Origin of the sequence: Priestia sp. TRN 1309 (assembly GCF_050846875.1) — a bacterium.
Lineage (GTDB): Bacteria > Bacillota > Bacilli > Bacillales > Bacillaceae_H > Priestia > Priestia zanthoxyli.
Window position 1 is genome coordinate 1,124,086 of record NZ_JBOZGM010000001.1, and the last position, 25,439, is coordinate 1,149,524.

General features: G+C 39.1%; 34 protein-coding genes. 30 read left to right on the plus strand and 4 right to left on the minus strand.

Annotated elements, in window-relative coordinates; translation table 11 throughout:
- Positions 1-6 precede the first annotated feature (6 nt).
- The 10 genes from gvpO to gvpU are packed head-to-tail and all read left to right on the plus strand — an operon-like array spanning position 7 to position 5,313.
- Complete coding sequence (gvpO, locus tag ACRPLQ_RS06120) at positions 7-273, plus strand: gas vesicle protein GvpO (RefSeq protein WP_033580317.1); 267 nt, start codon at positions 7-9, stop codon at positions 271-273.
- A 28-nt stretch (positions 274-301) separates the two neighbouring features.
- Positions 302-1,228, plus strand: a complete 927-nt coding sequence (gvpN, locus tag ACRPLQ_RS06125) for a gas vesicle protein GvpN (RefSeq protein ID WP_033580318.1) — start codon at positions 302-304, stop codon at positions 1,226-1,228.
- 14 nt (positions 1,229-1,242) lie between these two features.
- Positions 1,243-2,010: a GvpL/GvpF family gas vesicle protein gene (locus ACRPLQ_RS06130; RefSeq protein WP_224980294.1), complete on the plus strand. Its 768-nt coding sequence runs from the start codon at positions 1,243-1,245 to the stop codon at positions 2,008-2,010.
- A gap of 1 nt (position 2,011) precedes the next feature.
- Complete coding sequence (locus tag ACRPLQ_RS06135) at positions 2,012-2,278, plus strand: gas vesicle protein GvpG (RefSeq protein WP_013084016.1); 267 nt, start codon at positions 2,012-2,014, stop codon at positions 2,276-2,278.
- Positions 2,279-3,088 carry a GvpL/GvpF family gas vesicle protein gene (locus ACRPLQ_RS06140; RefSeq protein WP_224980292.1) on the plus strand — a complete coding sequence of 270 codons (810 nt, stop codon included), beginning with the start codon at positions 2,279-2,281 and terminating at the stop codon, positions 3,086-3,088.
- 17 nt (positions 3,089-3,105) lie between these two features.
- Positions 3,106-3,396, plus strand: coding sequence for a gas vesicle protein (locus ACRPLQ_RS06145; protein WP_028414530.1), 291 nt, complete (start codon positions 3,106-3,108; stop codon positions 3,394-3,396).
- Positions 3,347-3,631, plus strand: a complete 285-nt coding sequence (locus ACRPLQ_RS06150) for a gas vesicle protein K (protein WP_028414529.1) — start codon at positions 3,347-3,349, stop codon at positions 3,629-3,631. Before ACRPLQ_RS06145 ends, ACRPLQ_RS06150 begins: the two co-directional genes overlap by 50 nt.
- A gap of 21 nt (positions 3,632-3,652) precedes the next feature.
- Positions 3,653-3,955 (plus strand): gas vesicle protein, encoded by a 303-nt coding sequence (gene gvpJ / locus ACRPLQ_RS06155; protein WP_028414528.1) that lies wholly within the window; start codon positions 3,653-3,655, stop codon positions 3,953-3,955.
- A gap of 36 nt (positions 3,956-3,991) precedes the next feature.
- A complete protein-coding gene (gene gvpT, locus ACRPLQ_RS06160) occupies positions 3,992-4,873 on the plus strand; it encodes a YtxH domain-containing protein (protein ID WP_033580321.1) in 882 nt (293 codons plus the stop codon).
- Positions 4,874-4,896: 23 nt separating this feature from the next.
- Positions 4,897-5,313, plus strand: a complete 417-nt coding sequence (gene gvpU, locus ACRPLQ_RS06165; protein WP_013057987.1) for a gas vesicle accessory protein GvpU — start codon at positions 4,897-4,899, stop codon at positions 5,311-5,313.
- Positions 5,314-5,343: 30 nt separating this feature from the next.
- Here gvpU and ACRPLQ_RS06170 read toward each other — a convergent pair whose 3' ends face one another.
- Positions 5,344-6,243 carry an AraC family transcriptional regulator gene (locus ACRPLQ_RS06170; RefSeq protein ID WP_165636465.1) on the minus strand — a complete coding sequence of 300 codons (900 nt, stop codon included), beginning with the start codon at positions 6,241-6,243 and terminating at the stop codon, positions 5,344-5,346.
- Between the two features lie 108 nt (positions 6,244-6,351).
- On the opposite strand from ACRPLQ_RS06170, the gene ACRPLQ_RS06175 reads away from it, so the two are divergent.
- Entirely contained in the window at positions 6,352-7,272 is a 921-nt protein-coding gene (locus tag ACRPLQ_RS06175; RefSeq protein WP_432235799.1) for a DMT family transporter, read from the plus strand.
- 34 nt (positions 7,273-7,306) lie between these two features.
- Here the strand turns inward: ACRPLQ_RS06175 and ACRPLQ_RS06180 are convergent, their stop codons facing one another.
- A complete protein-coding gene (locus ACRPLQ_RS06180; RefSeq protein WP_028414524.1) occupies positions 7,307-7,522 on the minus strand; it encodes a hypothetical protein in 216 nt (71 codons plus the stop codon).
- Positions 7,523-7,791: 269 nt separating this feature from the next.
- Between ACRPLQ_RS06180 and ACRPLQ_RS06185 the strand changes: the two genes are divergently transcribed.
- The 3 genes from ACRPLQ_RS06185 to ACRPLQ_RS06195 all read left to right on the plus strand — a co-directional run bounded on the left by ACRPLQ_RS06185 (position 7,792) and on the right by ACRPLQ_RS06195 (position 9,942).
- The gene (locus ACRPLQ_RS06185) at positions 7,792-8,727 is read left to right on the plus strand and encodes an aldo/keto reductase (RefSeq protein ID WP_028414523.1); all 936 of its coding nucleotides are present in this window, start codon (positions 7,792-7,794) and stop codon (positions 8,725-8,727) included.
- 364 nt (positions 8,728-9,091) lie between these two features.
- Positions 9,092-9,475, plus strand: coding sequence for a MerR family transcriptional regulator (locus ACRPLQ_RS06190; RefSeq protein WP_025751010.1), 384 nt, complete (start codon positions 9,092-9,094; stop codon positions 9,473-9,475).
- Between the two features lie 20 nt (positions 9,476-9,495).
- Positions 9,496-9,942, plus strand: coding sequence for a GNAT family N-acetyltransferase (locus ACRPLQ_RS06195; protein ID WP_432235800.1), 447 nt, complete (start codon positions 9,496-9,498; stop codon positions 9,940-9,942).
- Between the two features lie 297 nt (positions 9,943-10,239).
- On the opposite strand, the gene yjcZ is transcribed toward ACRPLQ_RS06195, so the two are convergent.
- The gene (gene yjcZ, locus ACRPLQ_RS06200) at positions 10,240-10,389 is read right to left on the minus strand and encodes a sporulation protein YjcZ (protein ID WP_014459214.1); all 150 of its coding nucleotides are present in this window, start codon (positions 10,387-10,389) and stop codon (positions 10,240-10,242) included.
- A gap of 516 nt (positions 10,390-10,905) precedes the next feature.
- Between yjcZ and ACRPLQ_RS06205 the strand changes: the two genes are divergently transcribed.
- The 3 genes from ACRPLQ_RS06205 to ACRPLQ_RS06215 all read left to right on the plus strand — a co-directional run bounded on the left by ACRPLQ_RS06205 (position 10,906) and on the right by ACRPLQ_RS06215 (position 13,337).
- Positions 10,906-11,211, plus strand: coding sequence for a hypothetical protein (locus tag ACRPLQ_RS06205; RefSeq protein WP_165636468.1), 306 nt, complete (start codon positions 10,906-10,908; stop codon positions 11,209-11,211).
- 336 nt (positions 11,212-11,547) lie between these two features.
- Positions 11,548-12,120: a GNAT family N-acetyltransferase gene (locus ACRPLQ_RS06210; RefSeq protein WP_028414520.1), complete on the plus strand. Its 573-nt coding sequence runs from the start codon at positions 11,548-11,550 to the stop codon at positions 12,118-12,120.
- Between the two features lie 80 nt (positions 12,121-12,200).
- Positions 12,201-13,337, plus strand: coding sequence for a GAF domain-containing sensor histidine kinase (locus ACRPLQ_RS06215; RefSeq protein WP_048019595.1), 1,137 nt, complete (start codon positions 12,201-12,203; stop codon positions 13,335-13,337).
- 58 nt (positions 13,338-13,395) lie between these two features.
- On the opposite strand, the gene ACRPLQ_RS06220 is transcribed toward ACRPLQ_RS06215, so the two are convergent.
- Positions 13,396-13,626, minus strand: a complete 231-nt coding sequence (locus ACRPLQ_RS06220) for a hypothetical protein (protein ID WP_321202021.1) — start codon at positions 13,624-13,626, stop codon at positions 13,396-13,398.
- Positions 13,627-13,868: 242 nt separating this feature from the next.
- Here ACRPLQ_RS06220 and ACRPLQ_RS06225 point away from each other — a divergent pair, with 242 nt between their 5' ends.
- From ACRPLQ_RS06225 to zwf, 13 genes are all read left to right on the plus strand, one after another.
- Positions 13,869-14,213: a YunG family protein gene (locus ACRPLQ_RS06225; RefSeq protein WP_028414517.1), complete on the plus strand. Its 345-nt coding sequence runs from the start codon at positions 13,869-13,871 to the stop codon at positions 14,211-14,213.
- Between the two features lie 14 nt (positions 14,214-14,227).
- Complete coding sequence (locus tag ACRPLQ_RS06230) at positions 14,228-15,109, plus strand: PhzF family phenazine biosynthesis protein (protein ID WP_432235801.1); 882 nt, start codon at positions 14,228-14,230, stop codon at positions 15,107-15,109.
- A 163-nt stretch (positions 15,110-15,272) separates the two neighbouring features.
- A complete protein-coding gene (locus ACRPLQ_RS06235) occupies positions 15,273-15,947 on the plus strand; it encodes a response regulator transcription factor (protein WP_028414515.1) in 675 nt (224 codons plus the stop codon).
- Positions 15,944-17,326: a sensor histidine kinase gene (locus ACRPLQ_RS06240; protein ID WP_155007919.1), complete on the plus strand. Its 1,383-nt coding sequence runs from the start codon at positions 15,944-15,946 to the stop codon at positions 17,324-17,326. Before ACRPLQ_RS06235 ends, ACRPLQ_RS06240 begins: the two co-directional genes overlap by 4 nt.
- A gap of 72 nt (positions 17,327-17,398) precedes the next feature.
- Positions 17,399-18,484 (plus strand): ABC transporter permease, encoded by a 1,086-nt coding sequence (locus ACRPLQ_RS06245; protein ID WP_165636473.1) that lies wholly within the window; start codon positions 17,399-17,401, stop codon positions 18,482-18,484.
- Complete coding sequence (locus tag ACRPLQ_RS06250; protein ID WP_098627552.1) at positions 18,484-19,179, plus strand: ABC transporter ATP-binding protein; 696 nt, start codon at positions 18,484-18,486, stop codon at positions 19,177-19,179. Before ACRPLQ_RS06245 ends, ACRPLQ_RS06250 begins: the two co-directional genes overlap by 1 nt.
- 286 nt (positions 19,180-19,465) lie before the next feature.
- Entirely contained in the window at positions 19,466-19,918 is a 453-nt protein-coding gene (locus tag ACRPLQ_RS06255; RefSeq protein ID WP_432235802.1) for a hypothetical protein, read from the plus strand.
- 11 nt (positions 19,919-19,929) lie between these two features.
- Positions 19,930-20,490: a shikimate kinase gene (locus ACRPLQ_RS06260; RefSeq protein ID WP_028414510.1), complete on the plus strand. Its 561-nt coding sequence runs from the start codon at positions 19,930-19,932 to the stop codon at positions 20,488-20,490.
- Positions 20,491-20,495: 5 nt separating this feature from the next.
- On the plus strand, positions 20,496-20,885 hold the full coding sequence (locus ACRPLQ_RS06265; protein ID WP_028414509.1) for a VOC family protein: 390 nt from the start codon (positions 20,496-20,498) through the stop codon (positions 20,883-20,885).
- A 233-nt stretch (positions 20,886-21,118) separates the two neighbouring features.
- Positions 21,119-21,685: a GNAT family N-acetyltransferase gene (locus ACRPLQ_RS06270; RefSeq protein ID WP_028414508.1), complete on the plus strand. Its 567-nt coding sequence runs from the start codon at positions 21,119-21,121 to the stop codon at positions 21,683-21,685.
- Between the two features lie 306 nt (positions 21,686-21,991).
- Positions 21,992-22,846 (plus strand): GAF domain-containing protein, encoded by an 855-nt coding sequence (locus tag ACRPLQ_RS06275; protein WP_432235803.1) that lies wholly within the window; start codon positions 21,992-21,994, stop codon positions 22,844-22,846.
- A 266-nt stretch (positions 22,847-23,112) separates the two neighbouring features.
- Complete coding sequence (locus tag ACRPLQ_RS06280) at positions 23,113-23,484, plus strand: hypothetical protein (protein ID WP_034328210.1); 372 nt, start codon at positions 23,113-23,115, stop codon at positions 23,482-23,484.
- 445 nt (positions 23,485-23,929) lie between these two features.
- Positions 23,930-25,432: a glucose-6-phosphate dehydrogenase gene (gene zwf / locus ACRPLQ_RS06285; protein ID WP_432235804.1), complete on the plus strand. Its 1,503-nt coding sequence runs from the start codon at positions 23,930-23,932 to the stop codon at positions 25,430-25,432.
- The last annotated feature ends 7 nt before the right edge of the window (positions 25,433-25,439 follow it).

Sequence of the window (25,439 nt, forward strand, 5' to 3'; positions counted from 1 at the left end):
CTAAAGATGGAAATTAAAAAAATTATGCAAGCCGTGAACGACTTTTTTGCTGAAAACGTAGCTCCTCCTCATAAAATTACCTCGGTGGAAGTTACTGAAGATGAAGGCTGGAGAGTTATTGTTGAAGTCATTGAAGAACGAGAATATATGAAAAAATACGCCAAAGATGAAATGCTTGGAACATACGAGTGCTTTTTAAATAAAGAAAAAGAAGTCATTTCATTCAAACGACTCGACGTCAGATATAGAAGCGCCATTGGCATTGAAGCATAAACGATAAGATGGCAGGAGGAACGTAAAAATGACCGTCTTAACAGACAAAAGGAAAAAAGGCAGTGGAGCTTTTATACAAGATGACGAGACAAAAGAGGTTCTTTCAAGAGCGCTGAGCTATTTAAAATCCGGCTATTCCATTCATTTTACAGGTCCTGCCGGCGGAGGTAAAACCTCTTTAGCGCGAGCGCTTGCTAAAAAGAGAAAGCGTCCTGTGATGCTGATGCACGGGAATCACGAGCTCAACAACAAAGATTTAATTGGCGATTTTACGGGCTATACGAGCAAAAAAGTAATCGACCAGTATGTTCGTTCTGTTTATAAAAAAGATGAACAAGTAAGTGAAAACTGGCAGGATGGACGGTTGCTTGAAGCCGTAAAAAACGGCTATACGCTGATTTACGACGAATTTACTCGGTCTAAGCCTGCGACGAATAATATCTTTCTATCGATATTAGAAGAAGGCGTGCTGCCGCTGTATGGAGTGAAAATGACCGATCCTTTTGTACGCGTGCATCCCGATTTCCGCGTCATTTTCACGAGCAACCCAGCTGAGTATGCTGGCGTATATGATACGCAAGATGCGCTTCTTGACAGGTTAATTACTATGTTTATTGATTATAAAGACATCGACAGAGAGACAGCGATTTTAACGGAGAAAACGGATGTAGAAGAAGACGAAGCGCGCACAATTGTAACGCTCGTAGCAAACGTGCGAAACCGCTCTGGAGACGAAAACAGTAGCGGGCTTAGCCTGCGGGCTTCGCTTATGATCGCTACCCTTGCTACGCAGCAAGACATTGCTATCGATGGAGATGATGAAGATTTTCAAACGTTATGTATGGATATTCTGCATCATCCGCTTACCAAATGTTTAGACGAGAAAAATGCAAAAAGCAAAGCCGAAAAAATCATTTTAGAAGAGTGTAAGAATATAGACACTGAAGAAAAGTAAAGGAGCTTGAAAACATGAGTGAAACAAACGAAACGGGCATTTATATTTTTAGCGCCATTCAAACGGATAAAGACGAAGATTTTGGATCGGTAGAAGTAGAAGGAACAAAAGCTGAAACGTTTTTGATTCGCTACAAAGACGCGGCGATGGTAGCAGCTGAAGTGCCGATGAAAATTTATCATCCTAATCGTCAAAATCTATTAATGCATCAACACGCAGTAGCAGCGATTATGGACAAAAATGATACGGTTATTCCAATCAGCTTTGGGAATGTATTCAAATCAAAAGAAGACGTAAAAGTTCTTTTAGAAAACCTTTATCCGCAGTTTGAAAAGCTGTTTCCAGCCATCAAAGGAAAAATTGAAGTTGGTTTAAAAGTAATTGGAAAAAAAGAATGGCTCGAGAAAAAAGTAAACGAAAATCCTGAACTTGAAAAAGTATCAGCATCCGTAAAAGGAAAATCAGAAGCAGCCGGTTATTATGAGCGTATTCAGCTTGGAGGAATGGCTCAAAAGATGTTTACTTCCCTGCAAAAAGAAGTCAAGACAGATGTGTTTTCTCCGCTTGAAGAAGCAGCTGAAGCAGCAAAAGCAAATGAGCCAACGGGCGAAACGATGCTTTTAAACGCTTCTTTCTTAATTAACCGAGAAGACGAAGCGAGGTTTGATGAAAAAGTGAATGAAGCGCATGAAAACTGGAAAGACAAAGCCGATTTTCATTACAGCGGTCCATGGCCTGCTTATAATTTTGTGAACATTCGCCTAAAAGTAGAAGAGAAATAACGTGCTTCACAAATTAGTAACCGCACCTATTAACCTTGTAGTGAAAATCGGCGAAAAAGTACAGGAAGAAGCTGATAAACAGCTATATGACCTTCCGACGATTCAGCAAAAACTCATTCAGCTTCAAATGATGTTTGAGCTTGGTGAAATTCCGGAAGAAGCGTTTCAAGAAAAAGAAGATGAATTGTTAATGAGGTACGAAATCGCGAAACGCAGAGAAATTGAACAATGGGAAGAGCTGACAAAAAAAAGAAATGAGGAATCCTAGATGGGAGAATTACTGTATTTATACGGTTTAATTCCAACAAAAGAAGCAGCAGCCAGAGAGCCGTTTCCATCTTATAAAGGGTTTGACGGAGAACATTCACTGTACCCAATAACGATTGATCAGGTGACGGCTGTCGTTTCTAAGCTGGATGCTGACGCCTATTCAGAAGAAGTGATTAAAGAAAAAATGGAGCAGGATATGAGCTGGCTGCAGGAAAAAGCATTTCATCATCACGAAACGGTAGCCGCTTTGTACGAAGAATTTACGATCATTCCATTAAAATTTTGCACCATTTATAAAAGTAAAGAAAGTCTGCAGGCAGCTATTGAGCTTAACAAAGAAAAGCTAGAGAATTCACTGACGCTGCTTCAAGGAAATGAAGAGTGGAACGTGAAGATTTACTGTGATGATAAAGAGCTTAAAAAAGGAATCAGCGAAACGAATGAAAGCGTGAAAGCGAAAAAAGAAGAAATTAGTGAATTGTCACCAGGAAGACAGTTTTTTGAAAAGAAAAAAATAGATCAGCTGATTGAAAGAGAATTAGAGCTTCACAAAAACAAAGTGTGTGAAGAGATACATGACAAGCTAAAAGAACTGTCGCTTTACGACTCTGTTAAAAAGAATTGGAGCAAGGACGTAACGGGCGCAGCTGAACAGATGGCGTGGAACAGCGTGTTTCTTCTTCCGTCTCTGCAGATCACTAAGTTTGTAAACGAAATAGAAGAGCTTCAGCAAAAGCTTGAAAATAAAGGCTGGAAATTTGAAGTGACGGGACCATGGCCACCCTATCATTTCTCGAGCTTTGCGTAAAGTGAGGAATTAACATTATGTCTCTTAAACAATCCATGGAGAATAAAGATATTGCTCTTATTGATATTTTAGATGTCATTTTAGATAAAGGAGTCGCCATTAAAGGAGACTTAATCATTTCCATAGCCGGCGTCGATTTAGTGTATTTGGATTTGCGGGTGCTTATTTCTTCGGTTGAAACGCTTGTGCAAGCAAAAGAAGGAAATCGCAAACCCATCACTTCTGAACAATTTGATAAACAAAAGGAGGAATTACTGGATGCAACCGGTCAGCCAAGCAAATGGACGAATCCACTTGGATCCCGATAAAGCTGAACAAGGCTTAGCGCAGCTTGTGATGACAGTTATTGAGCTATTGAGGCAAATCGTTGAACGTCATGCCATGAGGCGGGTGGAGGGTGGAACGTTGACGGACGAACAAATTGAAAACTTAGGAATTGCACTAATGAACTTAGAAGAAAAAATGGACGAGTTGAAAGAGGTGTTCGGTCTGGACGCAGAAGATTTAAATATTGATCTTGGACCGCTAGGCAGCCTGCTTTAAGCGGTCAGTGGGAGGAACAGTATGGCAGTCGAACATAATATGCAGTCAAGTACGATTGTAGATGTGCTCGAAAAGATTTTGGATAAAGGAGTCGTCATAGCGGGGGACATCACCGTAGGAATTGCAGATGTCGAGCTATTAACGATAAAGATCCGCTTGATTGTGGCTTCGGTTGATAAAGCAAAAGAAATCGGCATGGACTGGTGGGAAAATGATCCCTATCTCAGTTCAAAAGGAGCCAATAGTAAAGCGCTCGAAGAAGAAAATAAAATGCTGCATGAGCGGTTAAAAACGCTTGAAGAAAAGATAGAAACAGAACGTTAAAAACTGTACGCTACTTAAAAAATGGAGGGATTTACAATGGCAACTGAAACAAAATTAGATAACACACAGGCAGAAAACAAGGAAAACAAAAATACGGAAAACGGTTCAAAAGAAAAGAACGATTCAAAAGCAAGCAAAACAACAAGCAGCGGGCCAATCAAACGAGCGGTAGCAGGAGGTATCATCGGTGCAACGATTGGATATGTATCGACTCCTGAAAATCGAAAAAGCCTTCTTGACCGCATCGATACAGACGAATTAAAAAGCAAAGCATCTGATTTAGGAACAAAGGTAAAAGAAAAATCAAAAAGCAGCGTGGCCAGCCTGAAAACATCTGCGGGAAGCTTGTTTAAAAAAGATAAAGATAAATCAAAAGATGATGAAGAAAACGTAAATTCTTCTAGTAGCGAAACAGAAGACGATAACGTTCAAGAGTACGATGAGTTAAAAGAAGAAAATCAAACGCTTCAAGACCGTTTATCACAGCTTGAAGAAAAAATGAACATGCTTGTTGAGCTTAGCCTCAATAAAAATCAAAATGAAGAAGCGGAAGATACAGATTCTGACGAAGAAGAGAACGATGAGAACGAAGAAAACGAGCAGGACGATGAAAACGAAGAAGAAACATCTAAGCCTCGTAAAAAGAACAAAAAAGAAGAGGAGCAAGAAGAGGAAGAAGAAAGTGAAAGTGACGAAGACAGCGAGGAAGAAGAGGAAGATTCTCGTTCAAACAAAAAAAATAAAAAAGTAAAAACAGAAGAAGAAGACGAAGAAGAGGAAAGTGAAGAAGAAAAAAAGGAAGCGAAACCAAAAAAGTCAACAGCTAAAAAATCAAAAAATACAAAAGCAAAGAAAAACACGGATGAAGAAGATGATGACGCAACATCTCTTTCTAGTGAAGACGATACAACAGCCTAAGACGTAAAGGAGGAAAGAAATACATGAGTACAGGCCCTTCTTTTTCAACTAAAGACAATACGCTTGAATACTTTGTGAAAGCTTCTAATAAACACGGCTTTTCACTTGATATTTCATTAAATGTAAACGGCGCTGTGATTTCCGGTACCATGATTTCAGCAAAAGAATACTTTGATTACTTAAGCGAAACGTTTGAAGAAGGCAGTGAAGTGGCTCAGGCGCTAAGCGAACAATTCTCTTTAGCAAGCGAAGCGAGCGAATCAAACGGAGAAGCAGAAGCCCATTTTATTCATTTGAAAAATACAAAGATCTACTGTGGAGACAGTAAGTCTACTCCTTCAAAAGGAAAGATCTTTTGGAGAGGAAAAATAGCAGAAGTAGACGGATTCTTCTTAGGGAAGATTTCTGATGCAAAATCAACGAGTAAAAAGAGTTCATAAAAAACGGCGGGGTGAGTGCCCCGCCGTTTTTTAGTGATGTGATGAGATATGCAGCTTCTTTTTTCGATACATGAGCGGAGTCATCTTCATTTCTTTTCGAAACTGATTAATAAAATAGCTTGTACTATTAAATCCTACTTGATAGGCGACGTCCGTCACATTTGCTTCTGCTTGCTGCAGCATAACTAAGCTTTGCTGAATTCGATAGTTTAATACATAGGTCAAAGGAGATTTTTTTAACATTTTCTTGAAATATCGACAGCATTCAGAACGGCTTAATTGTCCCGCTTTGGCAATATCATCGAGCGTAATCTTTTCAGCAAAGTGCAAATGAATCCAATTAAGCATTTGCTTCATCCGCTGATTTTTGATCATTTCTTTTTCATTGTATTTCAGCTGCAAACCGTTAAGAATTACATTTTTCCACAGTATGCTGAGTGCAGAGGCAATCTCTATTTCATAGTGATGCGGCTGCTTATGAATCCATGTGTATATCTTATGTATAGACTCTAACACGTTATTCCCCCACGCTTGCTTTGGACTGATGAATAAATGTGGTAGATTCGTTGCATGAATGTAGGGATAAACGTAATTTGTAAAAAGCTCTTGCGGCACAAGAAAATGAGGAGAAACATTTAAACAAATGTACACGCAGCCGGATTTGTTTATGTCTTCAGTCATATGAAGACATCCGCTGTTAATAAACAGTCCGTAGCCTTGTTTTACAGTCACTGTTTTTTCATTTATTTGAAAAGACGCATGACCTTTTATAACCAATACAAATTGAAGCTCATCATGCCAGTGAAGAGGGATGTAGCCGTTTATGTGATCACTGATCGTTGTTTGATAACATGCTACTGGCAGCTCAACGGTGCGATGGGTCGTTAGCTCTTTTAAGTTTTCATCAATTTTAAAATGTGCTGCTGGCATACATGGTCACCTCAATATATTTATATTTTTTAATGCAATATGCGTATTTTCTGCCCCGTTTTTCACTTATTATAACACTATTCTTATAATAAAAGTGAGGGATGAAAGATGAACGATCTCAGCAGAAAAAAAGGGTTCTTTTTTGTAACAACGGGAGCTATATGTTGGGGGATGGGAGGAACGGTTGCTCAAAAGCTTTTTCAAGAATTTGAAATCAGTGTAGACTGGCTTGTTTCAGTACGGCTGCTCACTGCGGGTTTTTTGCTGCTAATGATTTCATGTATAAAAAGGAATCGTTCTCACGTACTTGGAGTATGGAAGAACCGAAAGTCAGCTTTTCAGCTCGTCGTTTTTGCCATAGCTGGTATGCTCGCCGTTCAGTATACGTATATGGCTTCTATTAAGCATGGAAATGCAGCAGTAGCTACGCTGCTGCAGTATTTATCACCGGTGATGATTATCATTTATTTGCTTTTGCGCAAGCAGTCTATATTTACGCGACAAGACGTCATCACTGTTCTGCTGGCACTGGGGGGCTGCTTTTTTTTATTAACAAACGGCTCTATTTCTCAGCTGTCTGTTCCTGTATCTGCCGTTGTTTGGGGAGTGCTGTCAGGCGTAGCGGCTGCTTTTTATACGCTGTATGCAGTTCCGCTGATCAAAAAGTACAGTTCGCTTGTCATCGTTGGCTGGTCAATGGTAATTGGGGGAAGCGCAATGAGCTTTATTCATCCTCCTTGGGAAGCGTCAAGCTTATCACCAATAACCTGGGGATATATTTTATTTGTCATTATTTTTGGCACGATGCTTGCTTTTTGGTTTTATGTAGAAAGTCTGCAAAGTCTTTTACCTAAAGAAACGAGTTTGCTTGGAAGTTTAGAGCCTTTAGCCGCTGTTATCACAACCGTTGTTTGGCTGAAAGAGCCTTTTGGTTTTTATCAATGGATGGGCACAGCTTGTATTATTGGATTAGTTTTATTACTCACACGAACGAAACAAGTATCTTCTGAGACGACACTTTCAGCATAAATGGGGGCTTGCTAAAAGAAGAAGCAAACCAATGTCACTTTGCCGCCGAATCTGTAGAAACTCGTTTGACTTTTAAAATCTTTACATATTGAATAAACACTCTTTCTTTTGTAGAGACATTTAATTTAGCAAGTCTTGATGCGTCATCTCGGTTTTTAGCAGCTTCTACTACAAAAGTTCCTTTGATTTTGGCTTCATCTTTTAGAACGGAATAATGTATTTCAAATTGTTTTGTTTTCGTTTTCTCCATGGTGATAAACTCCTTTGCCTGATAAATTAATGTATTGCTATGAAATAAGCTTTGATAAAAAGGAAGAAAAGAACGTAACATATACTACTAAATCAAATGCAAAGCGGCAGTGACTTTTATCACACCACAACCTAGTATTTCATCTTTTTACCAAAAAAGATAGGGTGTTTTACCGCCGCTGCTTGCAAAATCTTTTATTCTTTCTGCTTGACCTAGAGTTAACTCTATGGTTTATCTTGTAGTAGTATCATTTCAAGGAGGGGCTTTACATGAAGTATCATACAATTGCTAATACTGACTTACACGTATCAAATTTAATTATGGGAAACATGCGTTTAACAGAGCTTTCTTTACAAGAAGCAGAGAAGCTAATCCGCACAGCGATGGAAGAAGAAATTAACTTTTTTGATCATGCTGATATTTACGGTCCTGATTATGTAGGGCAATGCGAAGAATATTTTGCAAACGCTATACAAATGAACCCAAGTCTTCGTGAAAAAATGGTGATTCAAAGCAAATGCGGCATTAACGCAGCGGAAAATTACTATGACTTTTCAAAGAAGCATATCATAGACTCTGTTAACGGCAGCTTAGAGCGTTTAAAAACAGATTACTTAGATCTTTTATTACTGCATCGTCCAGATCCACTAATGGACCCTGAAGAAGTAGCAGAAGCATTTAACGAACTGCAAAACAGCGGAAAGGTACGTCACTTTGGTGTATCGAATCACAACCCAGCGCAAATTCAGCTGCTTGAAAAATATATTAACCAAAAGCTTGTCGTAAACCAAGTGCAGTTCAGCATCGCACATACGCCAATCATTGATTCTGGTATTTCGTTAAACATGGGAATTGATCAAGCTGTTAACCGCGACAGCAGCGTGCTTGAATATTGCCGTTTGAACGATATCACGCTTCAAGCATGGTCGCCGTTCCAAAACGGATTTTTTGAAGGTCCTTTCCTAGGTGATAAAGAGAAATTTGGAAAGCTAAACGAAGTAATTGATCGCATCGCAAGTAAATATAGCGTGACGAATACAGCGATTGCCGTTGCGTGGATTACAACGCATCCTGCAAATATTCAAGTAGTACTTGGTACGACAAATATTCAACGTATGAAAGATGCAAGCAAAGGTTCAGAAATCAAGTTAACACGCCAAGAATGGTACGATATTTATAAAGCCGCTGGCAACATGGTGCCTTAACCGCTTTAGTCTCTAAAATAAAACAGGTAACTCCGTTCGAACATAGAACGGAGTTACCTGCGTTTTACGATAAGAACTACTGGTTAAGCTAGAAAAAGATTTAGCAGCAGCTCAATTATTTTTGTGACGCCAAAACCTAATAAAAAGGCAATAAAACCGCCGATTACAATGGTAAGCATCATGTGAGCAGTATTCATCGTATCATCCTTTCTGAGTTGAATGTATGTTGCTGCTTGTACAAAAAGTCTGCAGCATAAAAAGCGCAATGAAGAAGACTCTAAAAGAATAAATCCTCGAGATAACTAGAGGTCAAGGCAAAATCATGATGTTTTTCTGAGAAGGTTAAGATGTAGGAGGAAGCAGTATGACGTATACCATTTCACAAGTTGCGAAGAAATTGAACGTGACAATTTATACCATTCGCTATTATGATAAAGAAGGGCTTTTTCCATTTTTAGATCGTACAGCGTCAGGAAATCGTATTTTTAAAGAACAAGATATTGAATGGATTGATTTAATTTGCTGTTTAAAAAGCACGGGTATGCAAATCAAGGATATTCGAACGCTTATTGAAAACTGTACGCTTGAAAATGCCGTGCTTGATAAAAGTCTGCAAATGCTGATGGACCATAAAAAAGCGGTGCAAAAAGAAATCGAAGAAATCCATCACAAGCTTGAGACGATTGATTATAAAATTAAGCACCTGCCGGAAATGTACGAGCGAATTGTGAACAAGCCTTCAAACTAAACAAAAAAGGAAGCGTAAAAATGATCGAAAAAGTAGTACCTCTCACTGCAGAGAATATACAGCAGTGCATTGACTTGTATCTAGATGTATTTACAAAAAAGCCTTGGGATGAACCATGGACGGAAGAATCAGCTAAAGAAAGGCTGACTGATTTACTGAACACGCCTAAATTTATGGGCTATTTATTTTATGACAAAGGAAATTTAATTGGCATGATTGCAGGTCACGCGAAAAAATCATACAGCGGTATGACCTTTTACGTGGCCGAGCTTTGCGTCAGTGCAAGCGTGCAAGGAAAAGGATATGGTTCAGCTATCTTAAGCCGGTTTGAGAACGAACTTCAAAGACACGATATCAACAGCTTGTATCTCTTGACGGCGACTGGAGGAGCTGCACAGGCTTTTTATGAAAGAAACGGCTATACTGTAAATGATCAGCGGGTCGTCTTGAAAAAATCGTTTGTATAATTTTGTACATAAAGCGGGAAGAGAGTTGCAGAGTGGCTCTCTTTTTAATTACTCTTTTTACCTATTAATATGTAGAAGAAAGGGAAGTATGAACAAGAAAAATAAGGTAATGAGAAGGCGTAAACAAGGAACGGTAGATTAAAAAGCCCGTGGTTTTTTCTCAGTGGTGAGTCTCATTATGAGCACACTTAAAAACAGTGCCCATTATGTGGACACTGCTTTTTCATAATAAAGTGGAAAGCTAGCTTTTGGTAAAAAATTAGTGGAAATGAAGCTGGTCATCATTATTTCTAATGATTAGCAACCGCCAAATCCTCCCCAGCAAGCACAGCCGATGATGATTAATAAAATGAATAATACGATGATTAAAGCAAAGCCACTGCCAAATCCGCAGCCGCCACCGCCGTAACCGTAACCGCCATAACCACAGCCACCATAGAAGCCCATATAGTTCACCTCCAAGTTCTGAGTACATTTTTAACATATGCCTGAAATGCAAAAGTGCTCCAAAAATATCCAATGATTTCAATGAAAATAAAAAAAGATAAGAAAATAAGATGGACACGGTACTTTTTTTCACTTTCTACATAGGATGAATCATCCCAAGATCTCATATATGAGCCCCCATGTTATAACGAAGCAGGCTAATACCACTTCCTCCTTAGCCTGCGTACATAATGAAGTAGAAGCCGAAGAATTTTTTCTTCGGCTTCTTGTTTTTTACGATGAAGTAAACATGTTAGTACTTTCCGTATACCCTTCTAAGTCAGGAACCGCTTCTTTTGTATGTATTAGGTACTAAAGACAAATCAAGCTCATTTTCATATAAACTTAGTCATTTGCTTTTTTTTGTAATTCTTTTCCCTTATTTTCAGCATAACCAAGATATTTGCCCAAGACAGCGAATAGGTAAATGCATATTCTTGGGTGAAAGCAAAAAACAAAAAAACGGAGGTTTCTCTTATGAATTCAGAAATGCATTTTTTACCCACTATGTATTCTCAAGATCATCAACTTCAACACGCAGATGAAAGGTTTATTGGCAGGCCGTTTGGCTTTGGCAGACCGTTTGGTTTTGGACGCCCGTTTGGTTATGGTTTTGGCAGACCATTCGGCTTTGGCTTTGGAGGTCCATTTTTAGGAGGATTAGCAGGTGGGCTAGTAGCAGGCTCACTGTTATCACCATATGGCTATGGCGGTTACGGATACGGTTACGGTGGTTATCCGTATGGCGGCTACGGCGGTTATGGCTTTGGCTGCGGCTGTTAAATATAAATAAAAGAAAAATCTCAGAAGAAGTATTTTTTATATCATTCTTTTCTATAAGGAAGTCTGTTTTGAAATGTAAGGCATTATATCCATCCACAGTGAATCAGAACGTACACCCCATCTCATATATAAAACCACCTGGTCATTTCTCCAGGTGGTTTTTGCGTAATTTTTTCACTTTCACATAGCAAAAGAATCAAAAAAGAGATTAGAACCGCGCGATTTGTTCTTTACATTACAGTAAGAAACGCTTACTATGTGAGAAAATGGAAGATGTTAACGAAGCATTCTTTTTACACAACTTTCTTTGAGAAGTAAAAGAGGGAGAGACATAACATGATTGAAAGTCACACTATTTATTTGCGCCCGTTGACTGCCAGCGATGCGCACGACAGCCTCCGATTGCAAAAGGACAATCGAGACTTTTTTAAGCAGTTTTCTATGAGTCGAGAGCATTCTTTTTATACATTAGAGAGCCAAGTAGAAAAAATTCAGCGTCACGAAGAGAATAGGAAAAACGATCAAGAATACTATTTTGGTCTTTTTCAAAAAGAGAATAATAAATTAATTGGCACCATTAGTCTTTTTCAAGTGATGCGGGGATCTTTACAAAGCGCAGTTATCGGCTATTTTTTAGATCACCATCATAATGGGAAAGGGTACGCAACAGAAGCCATAAAAGCACTTGTTGACTATGCGTTTGAAGAGCTGCATCTTCACCGCATTGAAGCCGGCGTCATGCCACGTAATGTGCCTTCTCAGCGCGTACTCGAAAAAGCTGGGTTTCATAGAGAAGGAATCGCTAGAAAAAATGTAAATATTAATGGCATATGGGAAGATCATCAAGTCTTAGCTATCCTTAACCCTAATGACAAAATAGAAGAAATAAACGAGTTCTTAAAATTTTGATATACGTTTGTACATTTAAAATTTATAATGAGAATAAGAGAATAGAACAGTCTATATTTAAATAGTAGGTGACTAAGGTAATGGAAGAGAGGAACATCAATGAAAAAGCCGTTTGGGATGTATTGCAGATGGCCAGCGAAGTAGTCGGAAGCAGGACGCTGTTTGTAGGGATTTTCGACGAACAATTTTCAGTTATGAAAGCCTTTAATAAAGAAGGGGGAAGCCTTGTAGAGGATGGACTGACGCTACCGTTAGAGCTTGCGGTATGCAACTTAGTCACGTGTGATGAACCCCTTGTTATTCCCAATACAAAACGCGATGTTAGAACGTCTAATTTAGCCATCATTGATGGTGCCCGGGTAGGTTCTTATTTAGGAACACCTATTGTGCTAGAAGATGGGAGAATGTTTGGTACCTTATGTGCGGTCGATCCGGATCCTTATCCGTTTAGCGAAAGTGAAATTCAAGGGTTAAACCGGCTGGCTGGTATTTTGTCTCATATTATTTATAAAAATCAAGCGGCTGTTTTGCCGAAAATTGAAGAGAAAATTCTGCAGCTTGATAAGCTGGCACTCGTAGGGCAGCTAGCAGCAGGGTTAGCGCATGAGATTCGAAACCCGATGCAGTCGGTGCGCGGCTTTATTCAATTTTTATTTAATGAAAATGAGCAGGCAGAGCCTTTTCAAAAAATTGTTCTTGATGAACTGGATCGTATGAATGAACTTATTAACAACTTCTTGCTTGTCACGCAGCCAACAGCGCCTAAAAAAGAAATCGTATCGATTGTAGAAGTTATTCATGATACCGTTGCTTTCTTGAAAAGTGAAGCTGCGCTGTATAATGTCGAAATGAACGTAAGAATAGAAGGAGCCATTCCGCTTGTATCAATCGATCCTGCTCAAATGAGACAAGTGTTTATGAATCTTTTGAAAAATGCCATTGAAGCAATGGAGAAAAAGAAACACGGGGAAGTAAATCTTATTATCAAAGAATGGGAAGATTGGGCTCTTATTGACATTCAAGATACCGGTTCTGGGATTCCGCTATCCATTATTAATAAAGTAGGAAATCCGTTTTTCTCAACAAAAGATGGAACAGGCATGGGGTTAGGGCTTTCTATTTGTAAAACGATCATCAACGAGCATAACGGTACGCTTGCGATTGAAAGTGATGAGAACGGGACAGTGGTGACGGTGAAGCTGCCTTTGACGCTTTAAGATAAAACAAAAAAGAAAGGAGAGCAAGCACTCATCCTTTCTTTTTTTGCTGACTTTTTTAATATGCTGAACTGTCTTCAATCCAGTATTCATAGTCTTCCGCATCTTTTTTATTTAACTTTTTGCCGTTGATGTAAATTTTGTTCCATTCGTAAATTTGTTTATCCAAATAAACGTTAAACACAATGCGTACATGCTCTTTTTCTGTATAATCGTAGCCGGTAAATTGTACAACGTGATGACGGCCTTCTTTTTTAATATAGGTCCATTTTGGATGATCGTTGTACATTTCAAGCGTAATTGCTTCGTCGCCGTAGCGAACTACATCTTTAATATTTGTTTTAAAACACCTTTCATTGGTTATAATCTATCATCTAAAATGACTCTATTATTATACATTATTTCTAGTATTTTTCTATTCTTCCTTAAATTATTTTTAAAGTAAGAATATTTGCGCTGTCAATTTTTTAATGAGAACTTTCATAAAAAAGAAGAATATGGTAGATTTGAAGAAAAAGGAGCTTCCCCAACGTGAATCGTTTAAAGAAAGCCCTGCATCAATCGTGGTCAATTCATTCAAGCACGAAGTGGACGGCTGACAATCCTGCTAAAGGACAGTGCGGAGTGACCGCGCTTGTCGTTCAAGATATCAAAGGAGGAGATATTTTAAAAACTCCGTGTAAAGAAGGCTGGCATTTCTATAATCAGCTCAACGAACAGCGCTATGATTTTACACAAGAACAATTTCGTGAGCCTCTCCATTACGCAGACATTTTATCCAGTCGGGAAGAAGCGTTTATGGATACGAATGAGGAGCAATATGAGGCTTTAAAGAAAAAAGTAATGACCCATTTTGTACATAAAAATTTGCGTTAGAAAGGAACACAGGAATGAAAACTATTCAGTATTCCATTGTTGATGTATTTGCACAGAGAAAATATACGGGAAATCAGCTCGCCGTTTTTAAAGACGCAGGAAGCCTTTCAGACAAAGAGATGCAGCAAATGGCTAAAGAAATTAATTTCTCTGAAACGACGTTCATTACGTCGGCTTCTCCGCAAAAAGGAGAATATGACGTGCGGATTTTTACACCTAATGAAGAAGTACCATTTGCAGGCCATCCGACGCTCGGTACCGCTTATCTTATCCGAGAAGAACTAGAAGAAAAAGATACAGAGGAGCTTATTCTTCATTATAAAGCAGGTCCTACGCCTGTTACATATGATGAACAAAAAGATGTACTGTGGATGACACAAGGTCGGCCGACGTTTGGGAAAGTGTTAGATAAAAAGCAGGTGGCGGACGTGTTAAACCTTGATGAAACTTATATCGATATGCGTTTTCCCGTTCAAGAAGTATCCACGGGTCTGCCGGTCATCCTTGTCCCGTTAACATCGTTAGCAGCGGCTAAATCGATAGAAGTAGACAAAGAAAAGTATTTTAAGCTGATAGAACATACGGAAGCAAAAGCAATCATGGTCTTTTCGCCGGAAACCTATCACCAAGATCATCACGTAAATGTGCGAGATTTTGCTGATTATTACGGCGTTCCAGAAGATGCGGCAACCGGCAGCGCCAACGGCTGTTTAGCAGCATATTTAGTCAAATACGGTTATTTTAATCAGCAAGCTATTGACATATGTGTAGAACAAGGATACGAAATCGGAAGACCTTCACTGCTGTATGTAAAAGCTAGTTATGATGGAGAGGCTTTTTACATTAAAGTAGGCGGAAAAGTAGAGATGATTGCGCGCGGTGAATGGATTTTGTAACAAGCTGTTCATCTGCTGTTCACAATAAGTCCTTATCCTAATAAAAACGCAATAGGACTACGGCGTTTGGTTACACTAGTAAACAGATAGATACTGAAAGAATAAATGATGGCGGCCAAAAGGCCGCCATTTTGAATGGTTGATAAAAGGAGTGGCAGAAGAAATGATTCACATTTTACTGGCGGATGACGATGAGCATATGCGGCAATTGGTTCGTCACTATTTGCAGCTTGAAGGCTATATGGTGCATGAAGCAAAAGACGGGGAAGAAGCTTCGGGTCTGCTTGCTAAGCAGCACATTCATTTAGCGGTTGTCGATATTATGATGCCTCATAAAGACGGATATGAAGTTTGCGAAGAAATACGCAGCTACTATGATTTTCCCATTATTTTATTAACAGCAAAAGATCAGCTCGAAGACAAAGAAAAAGGTTTTTTAGCAGGAACGGATGACTATGTGACAAAGCCGTTTGAACCAAAAGAATTGATTTTCCGAATCAAAGCACTGCTTCGCCGATACGAAGTGGTAAATGAAAAGATGATCGTGCTGAACAGCACCTCTATTGACCGAAAAAGCTATGAAGTGCACTGCAGCGGACGACTGTTCATTCTTCCAATGAAAGAATTTGAATTATTAGCTCAGCTCGCGAGCTATCCAGGAAGAATTTTCACAAGAGAAGAATTAATTCATCTGATATGGGGAGCGGATTTTAACGGAGATAACCGTACAATCGATGTACACGTAAAAAGGCTGCGCGAGCGGTTTGAACATACCGATGATTTTGTCATTACGACGGTTCGAGGCGTCGGCTATAAGCTTGAGGTGACGGCAAAATGAAGACGCTCTATTTGCGGATTGTCCTGACAACCATTGCTGTGATGGTATTTAGCAGTCTCCTCGCGTTTATTGTGGCGAACGTTTATTATCAGTACAGCTTAAAACCTTATAACGATCAAAAGCTTACGCGTATGGCAAAAGACATTGCGAGCTTTTACGAAAGCAATAGAGGCGTAGATCAACAGTCTTATTTACAGCATATTAGTAAACTTGGCTATCAAATATATGTAGTGGACAGCACTGGACATGAGACGTTTTACGGACGAGAGTTTAGAAACCAGCGCTTAGAAAAGAGTGCTGTCAAACAAGTGTTAGAAGGCAAAATGTATCACGGAATTGCAAACTTTCCTTCACAGGTGTTTGTGACGGGGTTTTTTGATAATGTGTTAGCTAATACCATCGGCGTGCCGTTAAAAGGAGAGGGTAACAAGCAGCAAGCGCTGTTTATTCGCCCTGATATTCAGCTGCAGTTCGGGGAAATGCGCATTTTTTTCTCGGTCATTTTACTGCTGATGATTGTATTAAGTATTTTGTTTGTACTTATTAGCACCCGTTATTTAGTAAAACCAATCGTCAAGCTAACGGAAGCAACAAAGCAAGTGGCGAAAGGAAAATACAACGTTGAGCTTTACGTAAAGCGCCGAGACGAAATCGGCGCGCTTGCTTCACATTTTTCCGAAATGGCTAAAAGTTTAGAGCAGCTTGAAGAGATGCGCCAAGAATTTGTATCGAACGTGTCACATGAAATTCAGTCTCCGCTGGCGTCCATTCAAGGGTTTTCGAAAACGCTCCGTTCTGCTGACCTTTCAGATGAACAAAGAAATGAGTATCTGTCTATTATTGAAGAAGAAAGCCGGCGCATGTCGTCCCTCAGCAAACAGCTGCTTACGCTTGCTTCACTTGATAAAGAAAGTGAGCATATCGAAAGAAGAACGTTTGACGTTGCAACTCAAATCAAGCAAGTGCTGTTTATGACGGAGTGGAGCTGGCGTGAAAAAGAATTAGCCATTGAAATAGATCTTCCTTCAACGATAATTTCAGGCGATCAAAAACTGCTTCATCAAGTGTGGACAAATTTGATTACTAACAGCGTAAAGTTCACCGAAGAAGGAGGAACGCTGTCTCTTCGCGTTGGTATGGAAGATACGTATTGCCACGTGGAGTTTCAAGATACGGGAATCGGCATGTCAAAAGAAAGCCTACCGCATATTTTTAATCGTTTTTATAAGGAAGATAAAGCAAGAAGCCGGACGGAAGGAAGCAGCGGTCTTGGTTTAGCGATTGTGAAGCAAATCGTCGACATGCACGGAGGTTCCATTCACGTTGAAAGCGAAAAAGGAAAAGGCAGCACTTTTCACGTCTATCTTCCGAAAATGTAATGAGCCGTTCATCTTCCATTCATTTTCTGTTTTTATACTTTAAATAGAATGAAAAAAGGAGATGAAAGAAAGATGTTTTTGGCTTTACGTGAATTAAAACATGCGAAGCTGCGCTACTTACTCATTGGCGTGATTATGGTGTTAATTGTATGGCTTGTACTTTTTGTATCGGGCTTAGCAAAGGGGCTTTCCTCTGACAATGCTTCAGCTGTTCAAGAAATGAAAGGAAATTACGTTGTGCTTCAAAAAGAAGCGGATCAGCGCCTGACGCGCTCTGTTTTATCCATAAACAAAACAGAAGATATTCAACAACTAAGCGGCAAGAAAAAAGCTGAGCCGCTTGGTGTGATGATGACAGCCGTTATAAATGATGGAAAAGCGAAAAAAATAGACGCCTCGTTTTTTGCTATAAGCACAAGCGGCTTTTTAGCTCCGAACGTAACAGAAGGGAAGATGATTACGGACGATGCAAAACATGAAGCCGTGGCGGACTCTTCGCTAAAAGAAGAAGGAGTAAAGCTAGGTGATACGATAAAAGATACAGCTTCAGGAAAAAGCTTTAGAATTGTTGGTTTTACAAAAAATCAGTCGTTTAGTCACGCGCCTGTTATTCATATTAATCTTAAAGAGTGGAAAACAATTGAAAACACAGGTGCGTTTAATGCAGTGGTGTTAAACATGAACGATAAAAAAGCACATGTTCTTCAAAAAAAGGAGTCTGACATTGACGTGATTAGTAAAGATGAAGCGTTAAAAGGAATTCCAGGTTATCAAGAAGAACAAGGCTCGCTTTTAATGATGGTCGCATTTTTGTTTATCATTGGCGCTTTTGTGCTAGCCGTTTTCTTCTACGTGATGACGCTTCAAAAAATGAATCAGTTTGGCGTGTTAAAAGCGATAGGAGCAAAAACAAGCTATTTAGCGCGAACAATTTTATCTCAAGTAGTTGTGTTAACTTTATGCAGTCTCGCTATTAGTATTGGACTGACGTACGGAGTAGCAGCCGTATTGCCGGATTCGATGCCGTTTCACTTAGACGTATCGCTAATCGCAGGGTGTTCAGCGCTGTTTGTAGCTGTTTCTGTACTGAGTTCATTATTATCGCTGTATCGCGTAGCAAAAGTAGATGCGGTTGAAGCGATTGGGAGGGCTGTTTAATGAGTGAAGAAAAATTAGTTTTAGAGAATGTTAGCAAGTCGTTTGGAGACGGAGAAAACGCTGTAGTCGTGTTAAATGACCTATCGCTGCGTGTAAAAGCGGGAGAGCTTGTGGCTATAGTCGGGCCTTCTGGTTCTGGGAAAAGTACGTTTTTATCCATTGCAGGGGCGCTGCTTTCACCGTCTAGCGGACGTGTAATTATTGACGGAGACGAGATTAATAAAATGTCTCCATCACAAATGAACAGCATTCGTCTCAAGAAAATCGGCTTTATCTTTCAATCAGCTAATTTAATCCCGTATTTAACGGTTCGCGATCAGCTTCTTCTTGTCACGGAACTAGAAGGAAATCGAAATCAAGAAGCAAAAAAAAGAGCGGATGATTTGCTTGAAAAGCTCGGGCTTGCCCATCGAAAGCATCACTATCCTGAAAGTCTATCCGGAGGAGAACGTCAGCGGGTAGCGATTGCAAGAGCGTGGATGAATAACCCTGAAATTATCTTTGCAGACGAGCCTACGGCAAGCTTGGATTCAGAGCGAGGAAGAGCGGTCGTGCAAATGCTCGCAGATGAAGTAAAGCTAAGGGGAAAAGCGGCTGTAATGGTTACCCATGACCAAAGAATGTTGGATTTATGTGACCGCGTTGTGTGGATGGAAGATGGGAAATTAGCAGAATCAACTAGCGTGCAAGTTTAAAAAAAGTGCTGCTCTTGACAAGAGCAGCACTTTTTTACGGTATAAAATTAAGAGATGGAGACGTACTTTCTTGTTCTTCGTTGTGTGCATATTTATTATCTCGATTCGGCACCTCTATACGCTCACTCCTTTGTTAGTAAGTCAGTTAGTTATTCATATTCCGTTTTCGTGAAAAGCGTGTAGCGAAAATGAAACGATTGGCATATGTAACGTCATTTAAAAAGGGAGAAAGTAAGAAGGAGGAAATAAACGAACCGTGAAGAAATAGTAAAAAGGTGATGAAAGGATGAGAACATGGAAAGTGACTGCGTTTGGACTTATTATAGCAAGCTTTTCCGGGTGTTCAAGCAGTGGAGTTCTTGAAGAATCTCCGCCAAAAGCGTATCTTGAAGCAAGCAATCGTCTTTATGACACAAAAGTTGGCACTTACTGCTGGAAAAACACGTGTGTGGATAAAGCAGGCCCTTTAGAATTGTTAAAAACAGAACAGCCGATTAAAGTAAAAGCAAATGAATCGCTATCGCTTGTTATCAAGTATAAGCGGCAGCCCAACGAAAAGCATATGGCACAAATACAAAACAGCCATGAAGTGGAAATACCACTGAAGAAAAATAAGCTGAAAGCACCTTCTGAATCAGGCACGTACTACTACTCATATTCAGTGTGGTGGATGGATGAAAGTCAAAAAAATGTATCTAATGGAGATGCATCGTACGCGTTTGTATTGGAAGTGAAATAAGGAGAGAGCCTATGCAACCCCCTATTATTCTCATTGGACCTATATGCGCGGGTAAAACGACGGTTGGTGAAAAAGTAGCGCAAAAACTAAGTATTCCTCAGTGCTCAATGGACGAAGTGCGATTTTCTTACTACGAGGAAATAGGTTTCAGCAAAGAAACACAGCAGGACATTCGAGAAAAACAAGGGTTTCAGGGTATGTACGCCTATTGGAAGCCGTTCGAAGCCTATGCCGTTAAAAGAATACTAGAAGAGTACAAACATGCGGTCATTGATTTTGGCGCCGGTCACTCGGTCTACGAAGACATGGGACTGTTTCAGCAAGTAGAAAAGATATTAAAACCTTATCAGTCTCTATTTTTATTGCTTCCCAGTGCTGATAAAGAAGAGTCCATACAACTATTACATCAAAGACTGCAGCAAATAACGGATGATGAAGATGTTTTTAAGCTTAACAAACATTTTGTAACGCATCCGTCAAATGAGCTGCTGGCAAAGCAAACAATTTACACAAAGGAAAAGTCGGCAGATACAGTAGCAAAAGAAATTATTTCATCTATATCGAAGGAGTGAAAGCAATGATTAAAAAAATCGGTCAAATTATGGTGTATGTAAACGATCAAGATCAAGCGGTAAAGTTTTGGACAGAAAAAATGGGATTTCAGGTTATGTCCGAACAAAATAATGAACAAGGCATGAAGTGGATTGAGCTAGCGCCGGTAGCGGGTGCTGAAACAACCATTATCCTTCATAACAAACAGCTAATAGCAAAAATGCAGCCGGAATTAAATGTCGGGACACCTTCGCTTCTGTTTTTTACGGAGAATGTGGATGAATTATATAGAGATTTAACTGCTAAAGGCGTAACGGTGGGAGAAATTGTATCGATGCCTTCAGGAAAAGTCTTTAATTTTTCAGACAGTGAAGGTAACTATTTTGCAGTTATGGAAAACGCGAATAATAAATAGAGCAAAAACAAAAAATACCGGGAGCATATATATTGTCTCGGTGTTTTACAGGCAAAGCAGGATAAGTTACTTTTCATTTTCATCTGCTGATTGGCAGTAGCAATACTATTCTTTATAAATTTACTCCTTTTCTTCATTATTTAACGCTATGATTGTATAAACGTGTATTAAGAGTCGCTTTAAGTTTCTAAAATTTAATAAGCCATTTCATAAATCAAGGAGTAATGCCTCTCATGATAAAATTAATAGGAGAAAAAGTGTTATTAAGAGAAGCGACACAGGAAGATGTTAATACGCTCTATTACTGGAAATACGAAGAGAAAAAACAAGAAGCGAAAAAATGGAATGCTCCGTACATACCAGATCGAAAGCTGACGAAAGAAAAGTATATGAATTCATGGGAAGAAGAGTATGAGATTTATCCATCAGTTCCCCGAATGCTTGCGGTTATTATTGATGAAATAGCTGTAGGAACGGTGAACTGTTACTGGGTGGACAAACGTACAAACTGGATGGAAACTGGAATTGTCATTTACGATTCAGACTATTGGAGCGGAGGATATGGATCAGAAGCTTATGGAATGTGGATCGACTTTTTATTTGAGTTTACACCTTTGCATAGACTCGGCATGTCTACGTGGTCAGGCAATATCAGAATGATCAAAACAGCGGCAAAAATAGGTATGAAAGAAGAAGCAAGAATCAGAGAAGCACGTATCGTAAACGGTGAATATTTTGATAGCGTCAAAATGGGAATTCTGCGAAGAGAATGGAACAAAAAGATGAAGCAGGAGCTCTAATACCCTTTGTGCTATGTTGTCATTGAACTAGGCAGTTTAGTTTGATATATCCTAATATGGGGAATAGAGGGAAAATGGGGACGTGTGAGATTTTTATATAATTTAAAACTTCTTCCTTCATGAACGGAAGAAGTTTTTCTTATGTGAAATCATGTCATATGTCAAATCTGGTATGTATAAGATAGAAAATAGGCAATATAGCTGTCCTCTCTCATACTACAAAAAAGTTATAGCCAAGCTGTGCGTATCTTTATGAAAGAATGCACTTATGGCAGAGAGAATGATAGTTGCGATGGAGGTAACTAAATGAACGTTGATGGAGAAAATAAAGTTCCTCATTTTTATTCACTGCGGTCTGTTTCGCGAAAATTATTTGAGGTTATTACCAAACAGCTGAATGTCAGCACAACGTACGTAACTAGAAGAGGAGAAACAGCGATGACGGTCCTCAGCTCATATAACGAGAAGGAAGAGATTATTCCTGAAGGATACAGCGTTGAATACGGAGGTACATACTGCCGCTTAATTATTATGAATGACGGAGACGTTATGCATACGGCAAATCTGATGAAGGATGCCGTTACAAGACAGCTAGAAGTAACGGATCAATTGCAGGTAAAAGGTTTTTTAGGTGTTACATTAAAAGATTTAAAAGGAAATGTATTTGGAACACTCTGTGTAATGGACAAGGAAGAAAAAGAATTTTCAGGAGAAGATATTGCTTTTTTACAATCAATGGCAGGTATCTTATCCCATATGATCGATCTGGATGAAACACGATATCAGATGGGATTTTTAAGCGTCCCAATTATTCCGATTACAGAGGGGGTTTCGATTCTTTCTCTTCAAGGTATTATTGATAAAGAGCGTGCGGATCAGATTATGACAGATGTGCTTCACGATGCAGCTCATAATGAAATAGATTACTTTATCATTGATTTATCGAAGCTGCTTCTGAGAGAAAAAGAGTTTCCGAATTTCTTCTTGAAAATGATTACAGCACTTCAGCTCATGGGTGCTCAAGCAGTTATAACAGGTGTAACCCCCACATTTGCGAAAGAGCAAACTAAAAATCATGATTTGAGAAACTTACAGTTAAAAGTCGTGAAAAATATTCAACAAGCTCTTCAATGTGTGGGGTATAACTTAATCAAAACATGAACCAAGCCTTGGCTCTATCAGCCAGGGCTTATTTTTGTGTATGTATATAATTCAATACGAAACGAAAAACAAGCTGGTATGCTCAGAAGCTGTGAAAGCATCAAATGCAGCATAAAGTGAATATAGATAAAGAATGTAGCTTCATTGAAGCCTTGCGTGATGATCATTACGCACCTTTTGGTGGTGTAAGAAATAGCCGGGGGAGAGACCTGTGTATGGCTGATGACCCTTTTTGCTGTATGCAAAAACATCATGGGGGGAAATACATGCGAACAAACTTTAAAAGGTCCGCACAAACGGATGTGGATATGAGAAAGAAACAGCGGAGAACACTTCAGTCCACTTTAAACACAATAGGGATACTTATGTTTATTGGAATTTTGATCAGGTGGTGGACCGTGCCGTTCGCTATTAGTAAAGATCTCCGAATTTACTATAATCAAGATTTTCAAATGACATTGAACGAGTGTAAAGAGTTTCTTACGTTCGTTTTATGCGCAGCAGGCGTGTATTTTATGTTAGTCAACGTCTACTTTTTAGGTAAGATAGGTAAAAAACTAGTCTATATCGTTCTTGTTTTACTTGCTGTTTTTAACCTCTATATGATGCTTATGCTTCTTGTCGCAGTGACGCATTAAAGTTAAAGTGTGAGTGTAGCTCAAAAAAAGAGGTCAACTTCCGGTGACTCTTTTGGATTGAGCTACGATTTTTCTATGTGAAAAACAGATAGATCTTCAGGCATCTTGATTAGCTGAGCTTCCATATTACTTCCACCTTTTGATATTTTCCCTTGGTACATATGCAAACATTATGTATGCTTTTACTTTCATACAATTCTATCAAATCCATTAAAGCAGATTTATTTTCTAAATTCAACTAAAAAGTATTTTCATTATTTTTCCATAAATTATCTAAGATAAGCGGCTATAGGGTTTAAAGAACAAAAGAAAATTGAAATGATTTTTTATGAGTTTTATATCTTGACGAAAAAATATTTCAGGAATAAGATAGGTTACATAAAGTAACGAATGAAAGAAAAGTTACTTTTTAAAGATTATATTTTTCCTAACAGGAGGAAGAGATATGGAAGCGATGACTTTTGTTTTATTCGGTTCAACAGGTGATTTAGCGAAACGCAAAATTTATCCTGCACTCTATAATTTATTTGTAGACGGGAAAATCCCTAAATCAATTTCTGTTGTAGGACTAGGCAGAAGGGAGATGTCCGACGCTGACTTTCAGGAAAAAGTAAAAGAGTCTATTCATACTTTTTCACGTCGCGTCGAAAAAGATTCATCTCTTATGCAGCATTTTCTTTCAGCTTTTCGCTACAGCCCATTGGATGCAACGAATGCTGAAGATTATAAAAAGTTGTTAAATCTAGTAGAAGCACGCGAAGAGGAACGAAACATTCCAAGCAACCGAATGTTTTATCTATCCGTTGCACCAGAATTTTTTGGTACGATTGCCGAGCATATTAAAGACAGTGGCTTAGGTGCTACAAAAGGTTGGAAACGGTTAATTATTGAAAAACCGTTTGGCCATGATCTACAGTCAGCTCGTCAATTAAACGAAAACTTAAGCAAAGCGTTTAAAGAAGAAGAGATTTACCGCATTGACCACTACCTTGGCAAGTCGATGGTACAAAATTTAGAAGCGCTGGAATTCGCTAATCCTATTCTTCAATCATTATGGAATAACGAACATATTGCGAATATACAAATTACAGCAAGTGAAACGGTCGGCGTAGAGGAAAGAGCAAGCTATTATGACCATTCAGGAGCCATTCGAGATATGGTTCAAAATCATATGCTGCAAATGCTGATGATGACGGCTATGCACTTACCGGCCCGCATTAGCGCTGATGATATTCGAAACGAAAAAATAAATGTGTTAAAAGCGCTTCGTCCGCTTGTAAAAGAAGATATGGATCTAGACGTTGTTCGCGGTCAATATGAGGCTGGAAAAATAAACGGGGCTTCAGTGCCGAGCTACATAAATGAGCCCGGTGTATCACCATCTTCTCAGACGGACACGTTTTTAGCAGCCAGACTATATATCGATAATTCGCTTTGGAACGGCGTTCCTTTCTACATTCGTACAGGGAAAAGAATGGCGGAAAAAGCGACGCGAATTGTTATTGAATTCAAAGACTCGCTAAAAGAGTTGTACTTAGACAAAGGAGAAACAACATCTCCAAATCTGTTGATCATTGAAATTAACCCGCACGAAAATATTACGCTGCAGTTAAACAGCAAAAATCCATTTAATCATGGTCATATTGAGCCTGTACAAATTAATTTTTCAGGTCAGCAAGAAGGAGCACCGGAAGCATATGAACGCCTTATTGCAGATGCATGCGCCGGAGATTCTACATTTTTTGCTCATTGGAAAGAAGTAGAGCTAGCTTGGGAATGGGTTCAGCCGCTTCTTGAAGCATTTCAGGAAAATACAGTGCCGCTTCACAACTATGTTGCTGGTTCACACGGCCCTGACGCATCAAATGAGCTTTTAGAAAAAGACGGTTTTAAATGGTGGTTGGATGAAGAAACAGCAAGTCAATCACGAGAAGTACAGCCAGTTTAATACAAAC

Bases quoted from the DNA above. Each gene is read 5' to 3' on its own strand.
- ACRPLQ_RS06220 (WP_321202021.1), bottom strand. From the start codon at position 13,626: ATGTACAACGATCATCCAAAATGGACCTATATTAAAAAAGAAGGCCGT.
- ACRPLQ_RS06185 (WP_028414523.1), top strand. From the start codon at position 7,792: ATGAAGTATCATACAATTGCTAATACTGACTTACACGTATCAAATTTA.
- ACRPLQ_RS06175 (WP_432235799.1), top strand. From the start codon at position 6,352: ATGAACGATCTCAGCAGAAAAAAAGGGTTCTTTTTTGTAACAACGGGA.
- ACRPLQ_RS06270 (WP_028414508.1), top strand. From the start codon at position 21,119: ATGATAAAATTAATAGGAGAAAAAGTGTTATTAAGAGAAGCGACACAG.
- gvpJ (WP_028414528.1), top strand. From the start codon at position 3,653: ATGGCAGTCGAACATAATATGCAGTCAAGTACGATTGTAGATGTGCTC.
- ACRPLQ_RS06140 (WP_224980292.1), top strand. From the start codon at position 2,279: ATGGGAGAATTACTGTATTTATACGGTTTAATTCCAACAAAAGAAGCA.
- ACRPLQ_RS06190 (WP_025751010.1), top strand. From the start codon at position 9,092: ATGACGTATACCATTTCACAAGTTGCGAAGAAATTGAACGTGACAATT.
- ACRPLQ_RS06230 (WP_432235801.1), top strand. From the start codon at position 14,228: ATGAAAACTATTCAGTATTCCATTGTTGATGTATTTGCACAGAGAAAA.
- yjcZ (WP_014459214.1), bottom strand. From the start codon at position 10,389: ATGGGCTTCTATGGTGGCTGTGGTTATGGCGGTTACGGTTACGGCGGT.
- ACRPLQ_RS06245 (WP_165636473.1), top strand. From the start codon at position 17,399: ATGTTTTTGGCTTTACGTGAATTAAAACATGCGAAGCTGCGCTACTTA.
- ACRPLQ_RS06265 (WP_028414509.1), top strand. From the start codon at position 20,496: ATGATTAAAAAAATCGGTCAAATTATGGTGTATGTAAACGATCAAGAT.
- gvpT (WP_033580321.1), top strand. From the start codon at position 3,992: ATGGCAACTGAAACAAAATTAGATAACACACAGGCAGAAAACAAGGAA.
- ACRPLQ_RS06170 (WP_165636465.1), bottom strand. From the start codon at position 6,243: ATGCCAGCAGCACATTTTAAAATTGATGAAAACTTAAAAGAGCTAACG.
- ACRPLQ_RS06260 (WP_028414510.1), top strand. From the start codon at position 19,930: ATGCAACCCCCTATTATTCTCATTGGACCTATATGCGCGGGTAAAACG.
- ACRPLQ_RS06255 (WP_432235802.1), top strand. From the start codon at position 19,466: ATGAGAACATGGAAAGTGACTGCGTTTGGACTTATTATAGCAAGCTTT.
- ACRPLQ_RS06250 (WP_098627552.1), top strand. From the start codon at position 18,484: ATGAGTGAAGAAAAATTAGTTTTAGAGAATGTTAGCAAGTCGTTTGGA.
- ACRPLQ_RS06145 (WP_028414530.1), top strand. From the start codon at position 3,106: ATGTCTCTTAAACAATCCATGGAGAATAAAGATATTGCTCTTATTGAT.
- gvpN (WP_033580318.1), top strand. From the start codon at position 302: ATGACCGTCTTAACAGACAAAAGGAAAAAAGGCAGTGGAGCTTTTATA.
- ACRPLQ_RS06130 (WP_224980294.1), top strand. From the start codon at position 1,243: ATGAGTGAAACAAACGAAACGGGCATTTATATTTTTAGCGCCATTCAA.
- ACRPLQ_RS06235 (WP_028414515.1), top strand. From the start codon at position 15,273: ATGATTCACATTTTACTGGCGGATGACGATGAGCATATGCGGCAATTG.
- ACRPLQ_RS06240 (WP_155007919.1), top strand. From the start codon at position 15,944: ATGAAGACGCTCTATTTGCGGATTGTCCTGACAACCATTGCTGTGATG.
- ACRPLQ_RS06205 (WP_165636468.1), top strand. From the start codon at position 10,906: ATGAATTCAGAAATGCATTTTTTACCCACTATGTATTCTCAAGATCAT.
- ACRPLQ_RS06215 (WP_048019595.1), top strand. From the start codon at position 12,201: ATGGAAGAGAGGAACATCAATGAAAAAGCCGTTTGGGATGTATTGCAG.
- zwf (WP_432235804.1), top strand. From the start codon at position 23,930: ATGGAAGCGATGACTTTTGTTTTATTCGGTTCAACAGGTGATTTAGCG.
- ACRPLQ_RS06180 (WP_028414524.1), bottom strand. From the start codon at position 7,522: ATGGAGAAAACGAAAACAAAACAATTTGAAATACATTATTCCGTTCTA.
- ACRPLQ_RS06210 (WP_028414520.1), top strand. From the start codon at position 11,548: ATGATTGAAAGTCACACTATTTATTTGCGCCCGTTGACTGCCAGCGAT.
- ACRPLQ_RS06195 (WP_432235800.1), top strand. From the start codon at position 9,496: ATGATCGAAAAAGTAGTACCTCTCACTGCAGAGAATATACAGCAGTGC.
- gvpU (WP_013057987.1), top strand. From the start codon at position 4,897: ATGAGTACAGGCCCTTCTTTTTCAACTAAAGACAATACGCTTGAATAC.
- ACRPLQ_RS06280 (WP_034328210.1), top strand. From the start codon at position 23,113: ATGCGAACAAACTTTAAAAGGTCCGCACAAACGGATGTGGATATGAGA.
- ACRPLQ_RS06150 (WP_028414529.1), top strand. From the start codon at position 3,347: ATGCAACCGGTCAGCCAAGCAAATGGACGAATCCACTTGGATCCCGAT.
- ACRPLQ_RS06275 (WP_432235803.1), top strand. From the start codon at position 21,992: ATGAACGTTGATGGAGAAAATAAAGTTCCTCATTTTTATTCACTGCGG.
- gvpO (WP_033580317.1), top strand. From the start codon at position 7: ATGGAAATTAAAAAAATTATGCAAGCCGTGAACGACTTTTTTGCTGAA.